This window comes from Hydrogenophaga taeniospiralis CCUG 15921 (assembly GCF_001592305.1).
GTDB classification, from domain to species: domain Bacteria; phylum Pseudomonadota; class Gammaproteobacteria; order Burkholderiales; family Burkholderiaceae_C; genus Hydrogenophaga; species Hydrogenophaga taeniospiralis.
The window spans coordinates 75,302-89,296 of record NZ_BCWR01000021.1 but is presented as its reverse complement, the minus strand read 5'-3'; the positions used below and the strand labels follow the sequence as shown (position 1 = coordinate 89,296).

General features: G+C 68.0%; 14 protein-coding genes. 11 read left to right on the top strand and 3 right to left on the bottom strand.

The genetic code is table 11. The features are described 5' to 3' along the window. Nucleotides 1-69 precede the first annotated feature (69 nt). The 3 genes from HTA01S_RS22335 to cobA form a co-directional block, all read right to left on the bottom strand. Nucleotides 70-1,356 (bottom strand): CmpA/NrtA family ABC transporter substrate-binding protein, encoded by a 1,287-nt coding sequence (locus HTA01S_RS22335; protein ID WP_084236476.1) that lies wholly within the window; start codon nucleotides 1,354-1,356, stop codon nucleotides 70-72. A 375-nt stretch (nucleotides 1,357-1,731) separates the two neighbouring features. Further along, on the bottom strand, nucleotides 1,732-3,003 hold the full coding sequence (locus HTA01S_RS22330) for a nitrate regulatory protein (RefSeq protein ID WP_068175472.1): 1,272 nt from the start codon (nucleotides 3,001-3,003) through the stop codon (nucleotides 1,732-1,734). A 97-nt stretch (nucleotides 3,004-3,100) separates the two neighbouring features. Further along, nucleotides 3,101-3,949, bottom strand: a complete 849-nt coding sequence (gene cobA, locus HTA01S_RS22325; protein ID WP_068175427.1) for a uroporphyrinogen-III C-methyltransferase — start codon at nucleotides 3,947-3,949, stop codon at nucleotides 3,101-3,103. A 212-nt stretch (nucleotides 3,950-4,161) separates the two neighbouring features. On the opposite strand from cobA, the gene HTA01S_RS22320 reads away from it, so the two are divergent. From HTA01S_RS22320 to HTA01S_RS22270, 11 genes are all read left to right on the top strand, one after another. Continuing rightward, complete coding sequence (locus tag HTA01S_RS22320) at nucleotides 4,162-5,883, top strand: nitrite reductase (protein ID WP_068175425.1); 1,722 nt, start codon at nucleotides 4,162-4,164, stop codon at nucleotides 5,881-5,883. Nucleotides 5,884-6,010: 127 nt separating this feature from the next. Beyond that, nucleotides 6,011-6,325, top strand: a complete 315-nt coding sequence (locus tag HTA01S_RS22315) for a c-type cytochrome (protein ID WP_068175422.1) — start codon at nucleotides 6,011-6,013, stop codon at nucleotides 6,323-6,325. A 101-nt stretch (nucleotides 6,326-6,426) separates the two neighbouring features. Next, nucleotides 6,427-6,771, top strand: a complete 345-nt coding sequence (locus HTA01S_RS22310) for a c-type cytochrome (RefSeq protein WP_407656129.1) — start codon at nucleotides 6,427-6,429, stop codon at nucleotides 6,769-6,771. Next, complete coding sequence (locus tag HTA01S_RS22305) at nucleotides 6,768-8,042, top strand: cytochrome D1 domain-containing protein (RefSeq protein WP_068175420.1); 1,275 nt, start codon at nucleotides 6,768-6,770, stop codon at nucleotides 8,040-8,042. The genes HTA01S_RS22310 and HTA01S_RS22305 overlap by 4 nt, the downstream gene beginning before the upstream one ends. Before the next feature lie 4 nt (nucleotides 8,043-8,046). Beyond that, entirely contained in the window at nucleotides 8,047-9,087 is a 1,041-nt protein-coding gene (ahbB, locus tag HTA01S_RS22300) for a siroheme decarboxylase subunit beta (protein ID WP_068175418.1), read from the top strand. Further along, entirely contained in the window at nucleotides 9,071-9,571 is a 501-nt protein-coding gene (locus tag HTA01S_RS22295; RefSeq protein WP_068175417.1) for an Lrp/AsnC family transcriptional regulator, read from the top strand. The genes ahbB (HTA01S_RS22300) and HTA01S_RS22295 overlap by 17 nt, the downstream gene beginning before the upstream one ends. Continuing rightward, nucleotides 9,558-10,040: a siroheme decarboxylase subunit beta gene (gene ahbB / locus HTA01S_RS22290; RefSeq protein WP_068175415.1), complete on the top strand. Its 483-nt coding sequence runs from the start codon at nucleotides 9,558-9,560 to the stop codon at nucleotides 10,038-10,040. The genes HTA01S_RS22295 and ahbB (HTA01S_RS22290) overlap by 14 nt, the downstream gene beginning before the upstream one ends. 5 nt (nucleotides 10,041-10,045) lie before the next feature. Further along, on the top strand, nucleotides 10,046-11,323 hold the full coding sequence (gene nirJ / locus HTA01S_RS22285) for a heme d1 biosynthesis radical SAM protein NirJ (protein WP_068175413.1): 1,278 nt from the start codon (nucleotides 10,046-10,048) through the stop codon (nucleotides 11,321-11,323). Beyond that, nucleotides 11,316-12,929, top strand: coding sequence for a cytochrome D1 domain-containing protein (locus HTA01S_RS22280; protein ID WP_068175411.1), 1,614 nt, complete (start codon nucleotides 11,316-11,318; stop codon nucleotides 12,927-12,929). The genes nirJ and HTA01S_RS22280 overlap by 8 nt, the downstream gene beginning before the upstream one ends. Nucleotides 12,930-13,144: 215 nt before the next feature. Next, nucleotides 13,145-13,705, top strand: a complete 561-nt coding sequence (locus HTA01S_RS22275; protein WP_245638174.1) for a cytochrome c oxidase subunit 3 — start codon at nucleotides 13,145-13,147, stop codon at nucleotides 13,703-13,705. An 11-nt stretch (nucleotides 13,706-13,716) separates the two neighbouring features. Further along, nucleotides 13,717-13,992, top strand: coding sequence for a cytochrome C oxidase subunit IV family protein (locus tag HTA01S_RS22270; protein WP_068175408.1), 276 nt, complete (start codon nucleotides 13,717-13,719; stop codon nucleotides 13,990-13,992). Nucleotides 13,993-13,995 lie beyond the last annotated feature (3 nt).

The window sequence follows — 13,995 nt, the reverse complement described above, 5'->3', positions numbered from 1 at the left end:
AACCGGCTTTGCCGGGCCGCCAGCGTTGTGCCCCCTTGGGGGGTGACGGCCGAAGGCCGGCGCGGGGGGTTACGCCTTAATGCTGAAGCCATCGGCGTACTTGGCGGGGTCCTTGCCGTCCCAGACGATCCCATCCATCAGCTTGCTGCTGCGCATCGGGTCCTTGGGCACGCTGATGCCCATGGCGCTGGCAACCGATTTGTACAAGTCGATCTGGTTGACCTGCTTGGCGATGCCGAGGTAGTCGGGGTGGCTCTTGATCAGGCCCCAGCGCTTGTGCTGCGTGAGGAACCACATGCCGTCGGACAGGTAGGGGAAGTTGACCTTGCCGTCGTTGAAGAACTTCATGTGGTTCGGGTCGTCCCAGGTCTTGCCCATGCCGTTCTGGTAGCGGCCCAGGATGCGCTGGTTGATCGCGTCCACACCGGTGTTGATGTAGGACTTCTGCGCCACGGTCTCTGCCATCTTCATCTTGTTCTGCAGGCCGGCGTCGATCCAGCGGCTGGCTTCGAGCACGGCCATCATCACGGCGCGCGTGGTGTTGGGGTACTTCTTGGTGAATTCGGCCGTGGTGCCCAGCACCTTTTCGGGGTGGTCTTTCCAGATGTCCTGCGTGGTGTTGGCGGTCACTCCGATGCCGTCCATGATGGCGCGGTGGTTCCAGGGCTCGCCGACGCAGAAGCCGTCCATGTTGCCGATGCGCATGTTGGCCACCATCTGCGGCGGCGGCACGGTGATCAGGCGGGCGCCCGAGAGCGGGTTGATGCCTGCGGCGGCCAGCCAGTAGTGCATCCACATGGCGTGGGTGCCGGTGGGGAAGGTGCCGGCGAAGGTGTAGTCGCGCTTGTTGGCGGCGATGAACTTGGCCAGCGAGGGGCCGTCCACCGCGCCCTTGTCGGCCAGCGCCTTCGAGAGCGTGATCGCCTGGCCATTGTTGTTCAGGCTCATGAGCACGGCCATGTCTTTCTTGGGGCCGGCGGTTCCCATGTGAACGCCGTAGACCAGGCCGTAGAGCACGTGGGCGAAGTCGAGCTCGCCGTTGACGAGCTTGTCGCGCACGCCGGCCCAGCTGGCTTCCTTGGTGGGGATGATCTTGACGCCGTACTTCTTGTCGAAGCCCAGCACCGAAGCCATCACCACGCTGGCGCAGTCGGTCAGGGGGATGAAGCCGATCTTGACTTCTTCCTTTTCCGGTGCGTCGGAGCCGGCGGCCCAGACGCCGCTGTGGCCCAGGGTGGAGAAGAAGGTGGCGGTGGCCGCACCCTTCTTGATGAAGTCGCGGCGCGAGGCCTGGGCCGGGGTGCCGGCGTCGGCCGGGCTGGCGGCAGCGATCGGGGTGGTGGTGTCTGCGGTCATGTCCAACTCCTTGCTGATGAAAAAAATCGGTGGCCAAAAACAAAACGGCGCCCATTTCCTGGCCCGCGCGGTGCGGGTTGGAAATGGACGCCGTTGTCCTGTGTCTGGGGAGACTTCGGGGTTTGCGCCGCCGTTGGCGCAGGTCCCGTTGCTGTGTACTAAGCAGAGACCGTGCCAGGTCTCGTGGTCCGTCGGGGTTCGGGAGAAAGATCTTTGTTATTGAAAGAAAAAATGGCTTCTCAGCGTCACGGGATGTCGGCGAAACAGGGCGGGCGTGGGCGGTGATCGGATGCGGGGGCTTCAGCTTGGTGCATCAACCCTGCGGGGGCACGGGTTTTGTGCGCCGCAGCACGGCAGCGCCGTGCGCACCGGTTTTCAGCGCCGCCGCTCGGGCAGCACCTCGGCCATGGACAGCACCGCTTCGGCCACGTCGATGAGGCGGCGGTTCTGGTTCATGGCCATCTGGCGCAGGGTCTTGTGGGCTTCGGTTTCGCTCAGGTTGCGGTGCGCCATCAGCAGGCCCTTGGCGCGCTCCACCAGCTTGCGCTCGTTGAGGCTGGCGCGCACGGTGTCGAGTTCGTCGCTGATGGCCTGCAGGCGGCGAGCCTGGTCCTGCACCAGGTCGAGGATGGAGCGGTCGAGCTGCGCACCGTAGCCCTGCGCCGGGCCGGGCCCGCTCACGTGTTCGGGCACCGGGTTGTGGAAGAACGAGAGCGCGTCGGCCGGCTCGGTGGCGGCGGGGTGCAGGCCCTGGAAGGCCAGCAGCTCGGCCAGGGCGGCCTGGGTCTTGTGTTCGCACAGGCGCTGCAGGCTGTCGGCGAGCCGGTCTTCCACCGTCTTCATGCGGTCCATGCGCAGGCTGCAGCAGTCGAACCAGGGCTGGCTCTGGTTGGCGTCGAGCGCGCTGCCGTGGGGGGCGGTGCACAGCACGCGGCGCATGCGCTCGAGCTCGGCGCGCGCGGTGACGGTGTCGCGGTCGGCGGTGGCCCAGAGCGTGGCGAGTTCGTCGCTGGCGAATTCCTTGAACACCTGCAGGCAGCGCTCCTGCGAGTCGATCAGGTGCAGCAGGCGCTGCTGCTCGGCGCTGCTGGCCAGGCCGCTGGCGAACAGGGCCGAGCCCGTGGCGCGCTCCTGGCCGGCGAATTCCTTGCCCTGCATGAAATTGAACAGCGCCACCAGCTGGCGCGAGATGGCCGGGTCGCTGGCGCTGTCGGCGGCCTCGAACACCACCGCCAGCAGGCCGGCGATCAGGCGCACGAAGGCTTCGGTGGTCTCACGCGCCGACCATTCCTGGGCGTCGATGCGCTCGCGCAGGGCGGGCAGGGCGTCGAGCCCCTGCAGCACGTAGGCGATGCGGCTGAACAGGCGCGCGCCATGGCCCAGGTGCGCGGCCTGGGTGTCCAGGCTGTCGAAGCAGTGGCGCAGATCGGCCTCGGTGGCCTGGCATTCGGCGATCTGCTGGCGGCGCGGCTCCGCGAAACGGGTGCCCTGGGAGCCCAGAAACAGGTTGGACAGCCCGCGCTCGCGCTGCAGGCCGTGGATCAGCCGGCCGGTCACGTTCACCAGCGCACTGGTGAGCGAGAGCTGGCGCAGCGCGTCGATCTCGCAGCGCTTGGCGGCGATGAGGAAATTGAGGCCCGATTTCAGGGGCTGGGCGGTGGGGGTCATGCAAGGAGGGGTGCAGCAATATTCGTGCCCCACCTCGGGGCGGGCCGCCCACGCCCTGTGCGGGCCAGGGGCGCCGTCAGTCCAATGCCGTGGCCAGGGGCGCCTGCTGGCGGGTGGCCCGGGGCGTGAGCTGGGCGCGCAGGCCCACCACGCCGCCCACCATGATGAGGGCCGGGGGCTTCACGCCGTGGGTCAGCGCCAGTTGCGGCAGATCGGCCAGGGTGCCGGTGATGCAGCGTTCGTCGGGCAGGGTGGCGCGTTCCACCAGCGCGGCCGGGGTGTCGCCCGGCAGGCCGTGGGCGATCAGCTGGCGGCAGATCTCGGGCAGGTTGTGCACGCCCATGTAAAGCACCACGGTCTGGCGTGGGCGCGCGAGCATGGGCCAGTCCATGTCGAGGCCGCGCTCGTCGCGCGTGTGGCCGGTGGCCAGCACGAGTGCACAGGCGTGGTCGCGGTGGGTCAGCGGTATGCCCACCGAGGCGGCCGCGCCCTGCGCGGCGGTGAGGCCGGGCACCACGGTGAAGGGGATGCCGGCCGCGGCCAGCGCCTGGGCCTCTTCGCCACCGCGGCCGAAGATGTAGCCGTCGCCGCCCTTGAGGCGCAGCACCGCGCGCCCGCTGCGCGCGAGCCGCAGCATGAGTTCGATGATCGAGGCCTGGGGCAGGGTGTGGCGCGACGATTCCTTGCCCACGTACACCCGGTCGGCGTCGGGCGGCAGGAAGTCGAGCACGGCCGGGCTCACCAGGTGGTCGTACAGCACCAGCTTCGCGGCCTGCAGGGCCTTCACCGCCTTCAGGGTGAGCAGCTCGGGATCGCCGGGGCCGGCGCCCACCAGCGTCACCAGCCCGGGGGGGCGGCCGTTCTCTGTCGCGCCGTCCCCGGGCCAAGCCGGGGCCAGCCAGTGGCTGTGTTCCATCACGCTCATGGGGCTCTCTCCTTGTTATCTGTGTGTCGCCCATTGTTCTTGGGGGTAAACCCTGAGTCCTTGAACCAGTTCAAGGACAAGGCGCGCGCACCGTCCGACGATGCATGCAGCTCGTCGACCGGCGATGGACAGCAGCCAGGCGAGCGGGTCTGACACCCCCGGAGGGAAGAGGGCCACATCCACAGCTGATCCACGACGGAGAGAGAAAACCCATGAAACCCACCAAGATCATCCTGAGCTCGCTCGCGATGGCGGCCATGCTGGTTGCCGGCGCCCTGCACGCGCAGGACAAAAAGGGCGTCAGCCAGCCCGAGGCCAACTACCAGGCGGGCAGCTCGCCCATGGGCGCCGAGCCCATGGTGCAGAGCGTGAACCCCAAGGCGCCGCCCATGACGCAGGCCGAGTTCGATGTGGCGCGCAAGGTGTATTTCGAGCGCTGCGCGGGCTGCCACGGCGTGCTGCGCAAGGGCGCCACCGGCAAGCCGCTCACGCCCGACATCACCGTGGGCAAGGGCACCGACTACCTCAAGGTCTTCATCGCCTACGGCTCACCGGCCGGCATGCCGAACTGGCAGACCAGCGGCGAGATGACCGAAAAAGAGGTGGACATGATGGCGCGCTACATCCAGCACGAGCCACCGACCCCGCCCGAGTTCGGCATGGAGCAGATGAAGGCGACCTGGAAGGTCATCGTGCCGCCGGAGAAGCGGCCGACCAAGAAGATGAACAACTTCAACATCACCAACATCTTCAGCACCACGCTGCGGGACACGGGTGAGGTGGCGCTGATCGACGGCGACACCAAGAAGATCATCAACATTGTCAAGACCGGCTACGCGGTGCACATTTCGCGCCTGTCGGCCTCGGGCCGCTACCTGTTCGTGATCGGGCGCGACGCCAAGATCAACATGATCGACCTGTGGATGGAGCTGCCCGACAACGTGGCCGAGATCCGCACCGGCCTCGAAGCGCGTTCGGTGGAAACCAGCAAGTTCAAGGGCTTCGAAGACAAGTACGCGATCGCCGGTTCCTACTGGCCGCCCCAGTTCGTGATCATGAACGGCGACACGCTGGAGCCGCTGAAGATCGTGGCCACCCGTGGCATGACGGTCGACAAGCAGGAGTACCACCCCGAGCCGCGCGTGGCCTCCATCGTCGGCAGCCACTACAAGCCCGAGTTCGTCGTGAACGTGAAGGAAACCGGCCAGACCCTGCTGGTGGACTACTCCAACATCGACGCGCTGAAGGTCACCACCATCGGCACCGCACGCTTCCTGCACGACGGCGGCCTGGACTCGACCAAGCGCTATTTCATGGTGGCGGCCAACCAGAGCAACAAGATCGCGGCGGTGGACCTGAAGGAAGGCAAGCTCACGAAGCTGATCGACGTGGGCAAGATTCCCCACCCCGGTCGCGGCGCGAACTTCACCCACCCGAAGTTCGGCCCGGTGTGGTCCACCGGCCACCTGGGTGACGAGACCATCTCGCTCATCGGCACCGATCCGGTCAAGCACCCCAAGGAAGCCTGGAAGGTCGTGCAGACGCTCACCGGCCAGGGCGGCGGCGCGTTGTTCATCAAGAGCCACCCGAAGAGCAATCACCTGTATTCGGACACGCCGCTGAACCCCGATCCGAAGATCTCGCAATCGGTCGCGGTGTACGACATCAACAACCTGGAAAAAGGGTTTGTCGTGCTGCCGATCGCCGAGTGGGCGGGCATCCAGGACGACGGCGCCAAGCGCGTCGTGCAGCCCGAGTTCAACAAGGCCGGCGACGAGGTGTGGTTCTCGGTGTGGAGCGCCAAGAACAAGGAAAGCGCGCTGGTCATCGTCGATGACAAGACGCTCAAGCTCAAGACCGTGATCAAAGACCCGCGCCTGATCACGCCGACGGGGCACTTCAACGTCAATAACACCCAACACGACATTTACTAAGTTCCCCCCTGCGCCGCTGACGCGGCTTCCCCCCTGAGGGGGGACGGCCCTGGTGGCCCGGCGAAGCCGGTTCCACGGGGCCCTGGGGTGGGGTCACTTCGTTGTTGTTGCTGTTTTGGAGCTTTAAATGAAAAAAGTGAATGTGTTGTTGCTGGCGTCGTTCATGGCGCTGGGTTCTGGCGCTGCCTTCGCCGATGGCGAAGCGGCGCTGACCAAGTCCGGCTGCATGGCCTGCCATGCGAAGGACAAGAAGCTGGTTGGTCCTGCGTTCAAGGACATCGCGGCCAAGTACAAGGGGCAGGACGCGGCGGCCAAGCTGTTCGAGAAGGTCCGCAAGGGCGGCTCGGGTGTGTTTGGTCCGATCCCCATGTCGCCCAACGGCGCCGACAAGATCGGCGACGGCGATCTGAAGGACGCCATTGCGGTGATCCTGAAGTCCTGAGGTGAGGCATGAGCGCCGCGCAGGGCCGCCCCAAGCAAGCTCGCGCCCCCTCCGGGGGGCAGCGAAGCACACGCAGTGGCCAGCGTGGGGGCTCTTGTTTCGTGCGCGCTGTCGCTGTCCTGTCCGCACTGCTGCTGGGGCCCGTCACGGCCCTGGCGCAGGCGCCTGCGGTACCCGAGGCCACTCGTGAACATGCCCTGGTTCGCATGGTGCGGCAGGACTGCGGCTCGTGCCACGGCATGCGCCTCACCGGTGGCCTGGGCCCCGCGCTCACGCGCGAGGCCCTGGCCGATGTCCCTCTTGAAAGCCTGGCCGCCGTGATCTACCACGGTCGGCCCGGTACCCCCATGCCGCCCTGGAAGGCGATGCTCAGCGAGCCCGAGGCCCGCTGGATCGCACAACGCCTGCTCCAGGGCTTTCCTGAAGAAATGGCGAAAGCACCATGAAGCGCCGTGAATGGCTGGCCGCCGCGGCCACCCTGTCTTCTGTCGCCGCACTCGGTGGTCTCGCCGGTTGCGCGGCGCCCGTGTTGCGCGGCACCGGCGACCTCGGCGTGGTCATCGGTCGCGCCAACGGCACGCTCTACCTCGTGGACACCACGGCGCAGGCGTTGATCGGCGAGGTGTCCGGCCTGGGCGACCTGTCGCACGCCTCGGTGGTGTTCTCGCGCGACGGACTGTTCGCCTACGTGTTCGGGCGCGATGGTGGCCTCACCCAGGTCAACCTGCTGGAGCGCCGCATCACGCGACGTGTGATGCAGGCCGGCAACTCCATCGGCGGCGCGATCAGCGCCGACGGCACGCTGGTGGCGGCACAGAACTACACGCCGGGTGGCGTGAAGGTGTTCGATGCGCGCACGCTGGAACTGCTGGCCGATATCCCCGCCGAGTACGGCCCCGGAAAGCTGTCGCGAGTGGTCGGTCTGGTCGATCTGCCCGGCCGGCGTTTCGCCTACAGCCTGTTCGACGCCAACGCGATCTGGGTCAGCGACTGTTCAGACCCGGGCCATCCCAAGACCACCAGGTTCGAGAACATCGGCCGCCAGCCCTACGACGCCCTCGTCACGCCCAACGGCCGCCACTACATCGCGGGCCTGTTCGGCGAAGACGGTCTGGCCCAGCTCGACCTGTGGGCAGAAGATTGCCCCCAGGTCAGGGCTGCGCCCAGCCCGCCCCCCGAGGGGGGCAAGGAAACCTGGGGCGGCCCGGCGTTTCCTTGTCAGCCCAAGGTCCAGCGCATCCTCGGCGGCTACGGCAAGGGCCAGGCGCCGCTGCCGGTCTACAAGATGCCGCACCTGCGCGGCTGGGCCGTGGCCGGGCGCCGTGCCTACCTGCCCGCCATCGGCCGCCACGAAGTGCTGGTGGTCGACACCGAAACCTGGGCCGAAGTCGGCCGCATCCCCGTGGCCGGCCAGCCGGTGTTCGTGATGGCGCGGCCCGACGGGCGCCAGGTGTGGGTGAACTTCGCCGTGCCCGACTACCACCGCGTGCAGGTCATCGACACGCAGAGCCAGAAGATCGTGCGGACGCTGGAACCCGGCAAGGCCGTGCTGCACATGGAGTTCACGCCGCGAGGCGAAGCGGTGTGGATCAGCAGCCGCGACGACAACCGCGTGAGCGTCGTCGACACGCAGAGCTTCGCCACCCGCGCGCGGCTGGACGTGCCCGCGCCCAGCGGCATCTTCTTCACCGCACGCGCCGCGCGGGTGGGGTTTTAGAAGCATGAGCGCGCGCGACGCCATCCCCATCCCGTTGAGCGCAGCCGACCTGGCCCTGCTCAACCCCTGGCAACACGGCTTTCCGCTGGTGCGGGAACCCTTTGCCCATATCGCCCAGTCGCTGGATCTGCGAGAGGCGGACGTGCTCGCGGCCTGCGAGCGGCTGCAGCGCGCGGGCGCGATCAGCCGCATCGGCGGCGTGTTCGCACCAGGGGCCGGCGGTGCGGCGCTGCTGGCGGCGATGGCGGTGCCCCACGACCGCTTGCACGAGGTAGCGGCCACCGTGTCGGCACACCCGGGCGTGAACCACAACTACGCGCGCGAGCACGACTTCAATCTCTGGTTCGTCATGACCGGGCGCGACGCGCCGGCCGTGGAAGCCGCCATGCAGGCGCTGGAGCGCGCCTCCGGCCTGCCCGCGCTGCGCCTGCGCATGCAGCGCGCCTACCGCATCGACCTGGGTTTTGATCTGCGCCACAGCACTGCGGTGCTGCCCATGCGGGTGCAGCGCGTGGCCCACGCCGAGCCCATCGCGGCGGCCGACCAGCCGCTGGCCGAGCGGGTGGAGGCGGGCCTGCCCATCACCGCGCGCCCCTTCGACGCCTGGGCCGAAGCCAGCGGCCGTTCGGTGGTGGACGTGCTCTACACGCTGCAACACTGGCTGGACGCCGGCACGCTCAAGCGTTTTGGCGTCGTGGTGCGGCACCACGAGCTGGGTTTTGGCGCCAACGCCATGACCGTGTTCGACGTGCCCGACCACCTGGTGGACGCCTGCGGCGAGGCGCTGGCGCGCCAGCCCGGTGTGACCCTGGCCTACCGGCGCGAACGTGCGCCGCAGTGGCCCTACAACCTGTACGGCATGGTGCACGGCACCGACCGTGCCGTGGTGCAGCGCGTGATCGACCGCGTGGTGCCCGCCGCGGGGCTGGCCGCGCACCGGCGCGCCGTGCTGTTTTCCACCCGCCGTTTCAAACAGACCGGCGCACACCGCTTTCGCGCGCTGCCGCTGCTCCCACACGAGGTGCCCCATGCTGTCGTTGGATGACGCACGCCTGGTCAGTTTCCTGCACGGTGGCTTCCCGCTGAGCGACCGGCCCTTCGCCGACGTGGCCGCGTTGCTCGGCCGCAGCGAAGACGCGGTGATCGAAAGCCTGCAGCGCCTGCTGTCGCAGGGCGATCTCACGCGCTTCGGCCCGCTGTTCCAGATCGAACGCGCCGGTGGCCGCTTCGTGTTGGCCGCGATGGCGGTGCCCGAAGAACGCTTCGACGAAGTGGCGAAGGCGCTGGACGGCATGCCCGAGGTGGCGCACAACTACCGCCGCGAATCGGCCCACCCGGACCAGCCCGGCGCCACGCCGCTCAACATGTGGTTCGTGCTGGCGGTCGAGGCGGCGGACCACATCGAGCGGGTGATCGCGGACATCGAAACAGCGACCGCGCTGCCGGTGTACGCCTTTCCCAAGGAGCGCGAGTTCTTTGTGGAACTCAAACTTCCCTTGCTGGCGGGAGTCACGCATGGCCCTCGATGAACTCGACCGCCGCCTCATCCGCGCCACACAGTCCGGCCTGCCGCTCGTGCCGCGGCCCTTTGAGGCGATTGGTGCCACGCTCGGCATCAGCGGCGAGCAGGTGCGCGAGCGCCTGCAGGCCATGCTCGACGCCGGCCTGATCCGCCGCATCGGCGCCGTGCCCAACCACTACCGCCTGGGCTTTACCGCCAACGGCATGAGCGTGTGGGACGTGGCCGACGAGGTGGTCGACGAGCTCGGTGCACGCATCGGCCTGCTGCCGGGTGTGAGCCACTGCTACCGCCGTCCGCGGCAGCTCCCCGTGTGGCCCTACAACCTCTTCGCCATGCTGCACGGCCGCTCGCGCGACGAGGTGGAGCAGCAAGCCGAAGACATCGCTTTGATGCTCGGCGACGCCTGCCGCGCCCACGACATTCTTTATTCGACTGCGATCCTGAAGAAAACAGGACTGCGCCTCTCAGAAAGCTGAACACCATGTTTCGCATCAGCCAGTACATGCGCGAGATCGCCGAAGCCGAACACACCGGCCGGTACCCGATACCCGCGCCCCGGCTGCGCCAGCAGCCCGGCAAAGACGCCGGCGTGGCGGCGGGTCAACAGCCCGGTCCCGTGGTCATTTGGAATTTGATTCGTCGCTGCAACCTCACCTGCAAACACTGCTACGCGCTTTCTGCCGACCACGAGTACGCCGGCGAGCTGAGCTGGAACGAAGTCGTGACAGTGATGGACGACCTCAAGGCCTTCCGCGTGCCAGTGCTCATCCTCTCCGGCGGCGAGCCGCTGATGCGACCCGACATCTTCGACATTGCCCACCGAGCGCGCGCCATGGGCTTCTACACCGGCCTGTCCACCAACGGCACGCTGATCGACGCCCCCATGGCCGACCGCATCGCCGCGACAGGCTTCGACTACGTGGGCATCAGCCTGGACGGCCTGCGGGAGACGCACGACAAGTTCCGCCGGCTCGAAGGCGCCTTCGACCGCAGCCTGGCCGCCGTGCGCCTGTTGCGCGCGCGCGGCGTGAAGGTGGGCCTGCGCTACACCATGACCGCGCTCAACGCGCACGACTTCGCGCCGCTGCTGGGCCTGATGCGAACCGAGCAGGTGGACAAGTTCTACTTCTCGCACCTCAACTACGCGGGCCGCGGCAACATCCACCGCGGCCAAGACGCGCAGCACCTCGCCACGCGCGAGGCGCTGGACCTGCTCTTCGCACGCGCCTGGGACGCCGCCTGCCAGTGCCTGGACGAGGAGTACGTGACCGGCAACAACGACGCCGACGGCCCCTACCTGCTGCAGTGGGTGCAGGCGCGCTTTCCACGCTGGGCCGACGCGCTGCGCGAGCGCCTGGTGGCCTGGGGTGGCAACAGCAGCGGCGTGAACGTGGCCAACATCGACAACCTCGGCCACGTGCACCCCGACACCATGTGGTGGCACCACACCATCGGCGACCTGCGCCAGCGCCCGTTCTCGCAGATCTGGAGCGACACCAACGAGCCGCTGATGGCGGGCCTGAAGGCGTTTCCCCGCCCGGTGCAAGGCCGCTGCGCGAGCTGCCAGCACTTCGCCCTCTGCGGCGGCAACACCCGCACGCGCGCCCAGCAGCTCACCGGCAACCCCTGGGCCGAAGACCCGGGCTGTTACCTCACCGACGAAGAGATCGGCGCCATGGCCGGCAGCGACGCGGACCGGCTCGCACTCACGCCGTTCCGCAAGGTGCACATCCTGCAACAGGGGGCCAACAATGTCTGATGCGATCAAGCGGCGCGCCGTGGAAACACTGGCCAACCTCGCCCGCGCCACGCTGGTGCTGGGCCTGTTCTGGATGGGTCTGGACATGGCGAGCGCGCAGACGGCGCCCAACGCCGCCGCGCTCTACAGCCAGCACTGCGCCACCTGCCACGGCGAACAACGCACAGGGCTCATGGGGCCGGCGCTGCTGCCCGAGAGCCTGGAGCGCCTGCGCCCGGCCGAGGCGCTGAAGGTCATCACCCATGGCCGCACCGCCACGCAGATGCCGGGTTTCGCCGACCGACTCAGCGCCGCCGACATCGCCGCGCTCGCCGCGCACATCCGCACCCCGGTGTCGCCAGCACCTGTGTGGGCCGAGGCAGACATCCGCGCTTCGCGCAGCTTCAACCCGGTGCCGGCAGGCGAACCGGCGAAGCCATTGTGGAAAGCCGACCCGATGAACCTGTTCGTGGTCGTCGAAGGCGGTGACCATCACATCAGCCTGCTCGACGGCAACCGCTTCGAGGTCATCACCCGTTTCCCCAGCCGCTTCGCGCTGCACGGAGGCCCCAAGTTCACGCCCGACGGGCGCTACGTCTTCTTCGGCTCGCGCGACGGCTGGATCACCAAGTACGACCTCTGGCGCCTGCGCGTGGTGGCCGAGGTGCGCGCGGGGCTCAACATGCGCAACGTCGCGGTGAGCGGCGACGGCCAGTGGGTCATGGCCGCCAACCACCTGCCGCACAGCGTGGTGCTGTTCGACGCCGACCTGAACCTGCAGAAGACCTACGCAGCCGCCACGCTGGACGGCAAGCAGACCTCGCGCGTCTCGGCGGTGTACGACGCCACACCGCGCCAGAGCTTCGTGGTGGCGCTCAAGGACATTCCCGAACTCTGGGAAATTTCCTACAACCCCCAGGCCGAACCGATCTACGACGGCCTGGTGCACGACTACAAGATGGGCGAGTCCATCGCCAAACCCGGCTTCCTCGGTGTGCGCCGCACGCCGCTGGACGAACCGCTGGACGACTTCTTCTTCGACCAGTCGTATCGCCATGTGCTCGGCGCCACGCGTCCGAAAACCAGTGACGGCGCTGCCACCGCGCAAGTGGTCAACCTCGACGCGCGCCGCAAGATCGCTGACCTGCCCATCGCCGGCATGCCGCACCTGGGCTCTGGCATCACCTTTGCGTGGAACGGCAGCACGGTGCTCGCGAGTCCCAACCTAAAAGGCGGGGCCATCGACGTGGTCGACATGAAGACCTGGAAACCGGTGGCGACGATTCCCACTCCCGGGCCGGGCTTCTTCATGCGCAGCCATGAAAACAGCCGCTTCGCCTGGACCGATTCGATGATGAGCCCGACCGCCAGGGACACCCTGACCATCATCGACAAGACCACGCTGCAACCCGTGGCCAGCGTGCGCGAACCCGGCAAGACGTTGGCCCACATCGAGTTCACCAAGGACGGGAAGTACGCGCTGGCCAGCGTGTGGGAGATGGACGGCGCGCTGATCGTCTACGACGCGGCCACCTTCAAGGAAATCAAGCGCCTGCCCATGAGCAAGCCGGTGGGCAAGTACAACGTATGGAACAAGATCACGCGCTCGGAAGGCACTTCCCATTGAACCCCCTGCGCCGCTGCGCGGCTTCCCCCTCTCCTGCGGGAGGGGGACGCAGCCTGTGGCCCGGCGAAGCCGGTTCCACGGCTGCCCTGGGCGGGGCACGCGCTTCGGAAATGCCTCTGCTGATCAGGTCGGCTGCGCCATCCCTGGGGCGTGAGGACGAGGCACGCTCTTCGGAGATGTGTCCGCAGACAAGGTCGGCTGCACCATCCCTGAGCTTGGATGAACCCCGCCTGGCTGGCGACGGCATGGTCTGGCTGCTGGTGTTGGCCGAGCTGCTGGCCTTTGGGCTGCTGTTCGTCTCGTTCGCCATGGCGCGCTGGCGCGAGCCGGTGGTGTTCGCGCAGGGCCAGGCGGAGTTGGACCTGTCCACCGGGGCGCTCAACACGGTCTTGCTGGTGGCGGCGAGCTGGGCCGCGGTGCGGGCCGTGGCCGCGTTCCAGCGCGACCACCGTGTGGCCGGCGCGCGCTGGCTGCTGGTGGCGCTGGGCGGCGCGCTGGGCTTTCTGGTCGTCAAGGGCCACGAGTTCGCCGGCAAGCTGGGCGCCGGTTTCGACTGGGCCACGGACAGCTTCACCGTGCTGTACACCCTGCTGACCGGCTTTCATTTCCTGCACGTGGTGGTGGGCGCCGTGATCTTCATGGTGCTGTGGTGGAACGCGCGCTCGGGCGTGTACGGCCCGGCCAACCACGTGGCGCCGGCCTCGGGCGCGGTGTTCTGGCACATGGTGGATCTGCTGTGGATGGTGCTGTTTCCGCTGGTGTACGTGATCCGTTGAGGGCATTCAGGATGAAACCCAGCCGCGTCGACCTCATGGCCCTCGTGCTCGTGCTGGCCACCGGCCTGAGCTGGTGGCTGGGGGAGGGCGCCGCCCTGACGCAGGGCCATCTCGGGCAGGCCGCCACGCTGGCGGTGCTGGCGCTGGCCGTGCTCAAGGGCGCGCTGATCGCGCTCGACTACATGGAGCTGCGCCACGCGCCCGCGCTGTGGCGGCGGGCGGTGCTGGGCTGGCTGGCGGTGGTGATCGCGCTGGTGCTGCTGGCCAGCCTGTTACCGCGCCTCTGAGCG

Bases quoted from the DNA above. Each gene is read 5' to 3' on its own strand.
- HTA01S_RS22335 (WP_084236476.1), bottom strand. From the start codon at position 1,356: ATGACCGCAGACACCACCACCCCGATCGCTGCCGCCAGCCCGGCCGAC.
- cobA (WP_068175427.1), bottom strand. From the start codon at position 3,949: ATGAGCGTGATGGAACACAGCCACTGGCTGGCCCCGGCTTGGCCCGGG.
- HTA01S_RS22320 (WP_068175425.1), top strand. From the start codon at position 4,162: ATGAAACCCACCAAGATCATCCTGAGCTCGCTCGCGATGGCGGCCATG.
- HTA01S_RS22315 (WP_068175422.1), top strand. From the start codon at position 6,011: ATGAAAAAAGTGAATGTGTTGTTGCTGGCGTCGTTCATGGCGCTGGGT.
- HTA01S_RS22305 (WP_068175420.1), top strand. From the start codon at position 6,768: ATGAAGCGCCGTGAATGGCTGGCCGCCGCGGCCACCCTGTCTTCTGTC.
- ahbB (WP_068175418.1), top strand. From the start codon at position 8,047: ATGAGCGCGCGCGACGCCATCCCCATCCCGTTGAGCGCAGCCGACCTG.
- HTA01S_RS22295 (WP_068175417.1), top strand. From the start codon at position 9,071: ATGCTGTCGTTGGATGACGCACGCCTGGTCAGTTTCCTGCACGGTGGC.
- ahbB (WP_068175415.1), top strand. From the start codon at position 9,558: ATGGCCCTCGATGAACTCGACCGCCGCCTCATCCGCGCCACACAGTCC.
- nirJ (WP_068175413.1), top strand. From the start codon at position 10,046: ATGTTTCGCATCAGCCAGTACATGCGCGAGATCGCCGAAGCCGAACAC.
- HTA01S_RS22280 (WP_068175411.1), top strand. From the start codon at position 11,316: ATGTCTGATGCGATCAAGCGGCGCGCCGTGGAAACACTGGCCAACCTC.
- HTA01S_RS22270 (WP_068175408.1), top strand. From the start codon at position 13,717: ATGAAACCCAGCCGCGTCGACCTCATGGCCCTCGTGCTCGTGCTGGCC.